The organism is Paraglaciecola mesophila KMM 241 (assembly GCF_000315015.1).
GTDB classification, from domain to species: domain Bacteria; phylum Pseudomonadota; class Gammaproteobacteria; order Enterobacterales; family Alteromonadaceae; genus Paraglaciecola; species Paraglaciecola mesophila.
The window spans coordinates 1-1,741 of the sequence record NZ_BAEP01000010.1 but is presented as its reverse complement, the minus strand read 5'-3'; the positions used below and the strand labels follow the sequence as shown (position 1 = coordinate 1,741).

Here is a 1,741-nt window from a genome sequence, read left to right as displayed (position 1 = left end):
TCAACGGCTGCGGGGAATGACCAAAGCCAAAGCGTTGTTAAAACGCGCATAAGACATTGCAATTAACACATCTAATGCATCTCTTGTAGCGTTGACGCTTGCCTAAAAATTGACCTGACGCGCCGTTTTCTTCCGCAACACTTAATATTCCAGTAAAAATCCCCAATCATTCAGATCAAAAGTACTTTAACGCCTATTGAGGGGTTTCTTCCCCTATGCAGGAGAGTTTTTTACACGATTCTAAAGATGGCTGTCTCTATTAATATTTACGATTCTAGAGTTGGATGTCTTTATTAATAGGATGTATTTATTAATACTGATGTCTTTATAAATACTCTTAGGCCATCCTTCGGATGTTCAAATTCATTCCCGATAAATTTGTGCTTACTTTTCTTAGCTGTTGAAGAAAAGTAAGTTGGACGGAATGGATTCCGTTTGAAAAAGCGTCAGGGATGACGTGGGCGAAGCCCATAAGTGCACGAAGTGCGTAAAGTGTGCGCAGCTCATAAGTGCACGAAGTGCGTAAAGTGTGCGCAGCTCATAAGTACGCGAAGCGTATGCCCTAGTAGCCGAGAGCTATCAATAAGCACCGCGCATGCTTAGCACACCAGTGTGTAGACAGCGAAGCTGTGCTCTGTGCACGAAGCCCATAAGTGCACACAATGCACAAATAAGCGCAGCGCATAAAGTGTGAAATCACATTTCATCAGGTAGAATGCCGCCACTTCGATTATTAATTCTTTTGGGTAGTTTCTCGATGCAAATCAATCGTGTACTTCTCACTGCCGTAGGCAGTGTATTGCTCGCTATGGTGACCATTCAATCTGGTGCATCTTTAGCCAAACAGCTTTTCCCTATCATTGGCCCTGATGGCACCACCGCCCTGCGTTTAGGGTTTGCAGCTGCCGTACTTTGGTTAGTGTTTCGCCCGTGGCGAGCACTCCCGCAGGGGCGAGATTGGCGCAGCATTATTGTCTACGGTCTGTGCTTAGGCGGTATGAACATACTGTTTTATTTGGCGATTGAACGTATTCCCTTAGGGATTGCAGTTGCCCTTGAGTTCACCGGCCCGCTGGCTGTGGCGTTGTTTTCATCTAAACGAAAAAGTGACCTAGTGTGGGTCGCCTGCGCCATAGCAGGGATTGTGCTTTTGATGCCTGATTTGTCCAGCGCACAAGGCCTCGATATTACCGGTGCGTTAATGGCATTAGGCGCAGGTGCTTGCTGGGCAGGTTATATTTTATTTGGCACCCGCACGGGCAAACAAGCCTCTGGTGGTATTACTGTGGCGCTCGGCATGACGGTGGCGGCTATTGTGCTGGTCCCCGTTGGCGCTGTGACCCAAGGCTTAGCCTTATTTAGCTGGGAAGTCCTGCCCCTTGGTTTATTGGTGGGTGTGTTATCCAGTGCCTTGCCCTACTCTTTGGAAATGGTCGCGCTTAGAAATATGCCAACCCAGGCTTTTAGCGTATTAATGAGTTTAGAGCCTGCCATTGCCGCTTTAGCGGGTTTTGTTATTTTAAGTGAGTATTTGAGTGTGTTGCAATGGGGGGCTATTGCCTTAGTGATTATTGCTTCAATCGGCAGTAGCTTCACCCCCAAAAAAGCAGTCGATATGGGCGTATAGTGATTGTGCGAATATACAAGGCTATTGCGCGCTCAAGGCTGCATTGTTCTCTAGGCGGAGCTCACCGCCTAGGTTTGCCGAGGTGATTTATAACGTTAAGAAAATGACTGGGCA

At 47.2% G+C, this 1,741-nt stretch carries 1 protein-coding gene; it reads left to right on the top strand.

Translation table 11 applies throughout. From position 1 onward, the window contains the following. The first annotated feature begins 757 nt into the window (after positions 1-757). Positions 758-1,627: an EamA family transporter gene (locus GMES_RS03405; RefSeq protein WP_006991171.1), complete on the top strand. Its 870-nt coding sequence runs from the start codon at positions 758-760 to the stop codon at positions 1,625-1,627. The last annotated feature ends 114 nt before the right edge of the window (positions 1,628-1,741 follow it).